General features: G+C 65.6%; 1 protein-coding gene and 1 pseudogene. Both read right to left on the bottom strand.

Features of this window, described 5'->3' with window-relative positions; translation table 11 throughout:
- Positions 1–3,876 (bottom strand): RHS repeat domain-containing protein (locus AC1DYI_RS27730; RefSeq protein WP_477207346.1); only part of this gene is annotated, 3,876 nt, incomplete at its 3' end.
- Positions 3,877–4,112: 236 nt separating this feature from the next.
- Positions 4,113–4,432: pseudogene (locus AC1DYI_RS27725) on the bottom strand (SPOR domain-containing protein); the annotation flags it as partial.

The raw sequence follows: 4,432 nt of genomic DNA, 5'->3' as shown, positions 1-4,432 counted from the left end.
GTACAGAGTCGTGGAGTCCTGGGTCTTGTCGGCGCGGTTGTTCACCGCATCCAGCAACGCCTTCGTGACGAGGCCACCGAGGGGAATGCCGGTCAGGCTGATGGCCGTGCCCAGGCGGGTGACGGCGGTGCGCTGGCCGAGTGTGTTGTAGTCGTGCTGCTCGACTTCGCCGCGGGCGTTGATCGTGTAGCGCAGTTGGCCGTCCAGGTCGTAGAAGTAGCGCGTGCGGTAGTTGTTGGCGTCGATCGTGCTGGTCAGGCGACCGGCCGCGTCGTAGGTGGAGTCCACCGCCTCGTTGGTCCAGACGAGGTTGTCGGCTGTGGTATCGCCGGTGAGCTTGAGMGAGCTCTCACCGCCAAGCTCCTGGGTCTTGTGGCCCCAGATGTCGTAGCGCAGGCTGGTGATGCGCGCATCGGTGCCGGAGCCCACCGTGGCCTTGATCACCCGGCCCGCGGTGTCGTAGTCGTACTGGGTGCTGGTGCCCTCGAAGTTGGTGGTCTTGAGCACTTGGCCGTCGAGCATGTAGTACCAATACTCGCGGCGGTCTTCGGGCTTGAGCGTGTCGGGGGTAGCACGGCCGATATCTGCAATCAGCGAGTCGAAGTCGGCGTTCCAGTCCGGCGGCGTGGTCGTGAGCTTGTCGCAGTAGCGCGTGCGGTTGCGCAGCAGGCCGCGGTTGTTGTTGTACAGGCGGGTGATGTAGCCCTCGGCATCGACGTGGCCCTTGAGCAAGCCGCGGCCGTCGTAGTAGAAGGTCTCCAGCTGGTCACGCACGAGGTCTTGCGCGGGCAGCACGTCCGACAGCCGGCCGCCGCCGGCGCGCTCGTTCTCGGGCACCTGGTTGGCGTAGCGGCGTGTGCGCACCAACTGGCCTGCCGAGTTGTAGGTGTTCAGCGTGATGTAGCCTTCGCCGTCCAGCGTGGCCGTCAGCTTGCCTTCGGAGTCGTAGAAGTAGCGTTCGCTGCGGTCGGCCGCAGCGCCGGCTTGCACCGCGGCGGTGGCCAGCTGCGTCTTGACGTAGGCCACGCTCGGCGCGCCCGTGGGCGTGATCGCCACCGAGTAGTGCAGCGTGCGCACCTGGCGCCCGGTGCCGTCGTAGTCGTGCTGGGTGACCGCGCCCCAATCGCCGATCTCGTAGACTAGACGGCCTGCGTCGTCGAACACGTTCCAGCTCTGCAGGTCCAGGCTGTCCGTGGTCGGACGAACGGTGGCCAGCGTCACCGCCGGTTTGAGCACGCCCGTGGCTTGGTCGATCACCAGGTTCAGGTCGATCGCCGTGGAGTAGGTGTAGCTGCGCGTGGCGCGGCCGGCCTTGTCGTAGGTGATCTCGGTCAGGCGGCCTTGGTAGGCGGGCGGCGTTCCCGTGCTGCCGATCGTGCCGATGGTCTCGATGTGGCCGACCTGCCGGCCGGCTTCGTCGTACAGGTAGAAGTGGCGCGCACCGGTGGCCGACTTGTCGGCCAGCACCTCGGTGCTCATCAGCAACCGGCCCGCGGCGTCGTAGGTGTACAGCGTGCCGCCGGCGCTGCCGGCGCCTACCACGCTGACCAGCCGGCCGGCCTTGTCGTACACCGAGGTGGTGGTCGCCGTGGTCTGCGTGTTCTTGAGCGTCACCGTCTGGGTGGCGTCGCTGTACGTCGTGGTGGTCAGCACGCCGTGCGGATCCTGCACCGTCAGCATGCGGCCCAGGCCGTCGTAGCTGTAGGTCGTGGTCGCGTTGCCGGCTTCGTCGCCGGGGGTGCTGCCGGGCGTGATCGTCTGCAGCAGGCGCCCGGCCTGGTCGTAGATGAAGGTGGTGCGGCGCGTGTCCACGCCCACGCCGTTCGCATCGACGCTGAGGTACTTGTCCTCGTAGTTCAGCAGGCCGCGCACGTCGTAGGTGTAGTCGGTGCGGATGGTCTTGGTCAGGTCCGTCACCGCAGCCGCCCACGCATCGAGCTGCGCCAGCGTGGCCGTGCCCGCGGTGTACAGGTCGTTGGTGTAGCTGATCTGCGACTCGATCTCGCCGTAGACGGTGTACTTGTATTGCGTCACGCGCCCGCTGGGCGTGACCGTATAGCGCAGCAGGCGCGAGGCGCCGTCGGCGTAGACGTAGCGCGTGGTCTCTTCGGGCGCGGCGCGGTCGCTGAAGCGCAGGTTCGTGACCGTCGAGCCGGTGTTCCTGAAGCAGGTGTCCACGTACAGCGGATTGGCGATGACGACCGCATCCGTCTTGTGGAACTCCGTTCCATCCTTCAAGAAGCGAACATACGTGCCGTCGTAGCGGATCTCCAACTTGTTGGCCGTGGTGTACGTGCCAGTGAACACGACGCCATTGGCGACCCGCGCCTGGAACTTGCCGGTGCCGTCCGTTTCGGTGTAGCAATAGATCGCGTAGTCGATGTCGGCATAGCCCGCGCTCGTGGCCGGATCGGTGTTCAGGCCGACGAAGAACTGCTTGTCGAGCTGACCGGCAGAGAAGCTCACGTTGGCGTTGCCGACATAGCCGATCTGGCTTCGCACCGAGGTGTCCCACGACCCATCGACTCCACCGGTCTTGGTCACCTGATCGCCGTTGATCGTGACGCCGCCGCCTTGGCCCACCAGATCGGGCACCGCCGCCCGCGTGCGTGTCTCAGTCAACAACTGGTTCGTCACCGCGTCGTACGTGCGAACGATGACGTTGCCCAGGTGATCGGTGACCGTGGTCTGGTTGCCTCGGGTGTCGTACGCCATCGTGACGGTTTCGCCGTCGCCATTGGTGATGGTCAGGACGTTGCCGTCGGCGTCGTAGGTGTAGCTCTGCGTGAGGCTGCCACCCGAGCCCAGTGCCGGACTGGTCACCTTGAGCAACTGGCCCTTGTTGGCACCGGCAGTGGTGACGTAGTCGTACAACCAGTTCTTGCCCATCGGGTCGGTCACCGTGGTGCGGCCGCTGGTGTAGGCGTAGCGCGTGACCGAGGTCGTCGAATCGGTCAGCGTCTGGGTGACGGTCTCGACGCGCTTGGAGGCGTCGTAGGTGAAGTCGAGCTTGCTGCCGTCGGTCTGCTTGATCGTCTGGACGAAGCCGGTGACGGGGTCGTAGATGTACTCGGTGGTGTAGACCTTGCTATCGGTGGTGACCTCGGGCGTCAGGTCGACCGTGACGCTCTTCAGGCGGGTCTTGGCCACACCGTTGTCGGTGTAGCTCTCGTAGGCGTAGCTGACCAGGTTGCGCACGACCTTGTCCGCGGTCTTGGTGCGGATGCCGGTCAGCAGCTTCGGGTTGTTGACGTCGTCGTAGTCGTACAGGATCGCGTCGCCGCTCTTGTCCAGGACCTGGACCAACAGCTTGTTGGCGTCGTTGCTGTACATGTACCAGCTGGCAAAGCCCATGCTGTCGGCCACGCTCTGCAGCCGGCCCGTGGTCGTCGAGTACTTCTCGACCGTGCCGCTGCTGCCTTCGGTGCGCACGTACTGGCTGTTGGCGTCGTCGACCGTGATGGTGTCGTGCGCGCCGGTGCCGGCGGTGCAGACGTAGGCCGTGCCGTTCCAGTCGTAGGTCGACTGCGAACCGTCGCGGGCGGTGCGGATCAGCGTGCTGCCGGCCGTCTTGACCGCCTTGTTGCCGCCCAACACGATCTGCTGCGAGTAGATCCCCAGCGACCAGTTGTCGCCGTTGTCGCCGTCGTTGAACTGGCCCAGGCTGTTGTAGGTGCGCAGCGCCTCGTTGTCCAGGCCGCGGCTGGCCAGGAAGTCATCACGACGCTGCACCACCAGGTTGCCGGTGGCGGCGTTGACAACCACCTGATCACCACTGTTGCCCTGGCCTGGCAGCCCCCACATCCCCTGCGAGCCGAGCGTGCCCAGCGAGGTGAGTTCCAGACCCAGGCTATTGCCACTGACGATTGCGACCATTTGCGGTTCCGACCCGTAAGAAGTGTTGGCTTCGCCCAAGGCGCGCACTTCCAACCAGCAGACCCGCTGTCCGGCTCAGACACCCCCCTCATGACCGGCACTTGGCTGTGCCTTGTCGTCGTGGTGCAGTCTCCCCCGCTGCGGGCGCTATGTTCTCGCGCCTCAGGCTGTGTTCAATCCAATACATCCGAAGATTTAGACGGATGTTTAGTAAAGCCGACTAAATCAGTCAGGCTTTAGGGGGCGCAGGTCTGCCAGCGCGTCGCGCCGTCCTTGCTGTTCAACGCAGCCAGTTTGTCGGCGGCGGCGACTTGGACGCGGTCGACGCGGATGCGGTGCTCGCCGCTTGGCGACGGCAGTTGCACGACGCGGGCGGTGCGTACGCCGCGCAGCTTGTCCAGCCGTGCCTGGGCGTCAGCCTGGGTGCCGAATTCGCCCAGCGCCAGGCCGGGGGCCAGGTCGGGTGGGGCTTTCAGCTCGGTGAAGCTGAGGCTCAGGCGCTGCACTTCCTCGATCTTGCGCTGCAGGGTTTCGCGCTCCGGATAGCGGCCCATGT

The sequence above is a fragment of the Ideonella sp. P3_A4 genome (assembly GCF_056403075.1).
This window is presented reverse-complemented; position numbering and strand designations above follow the sequence as displayed.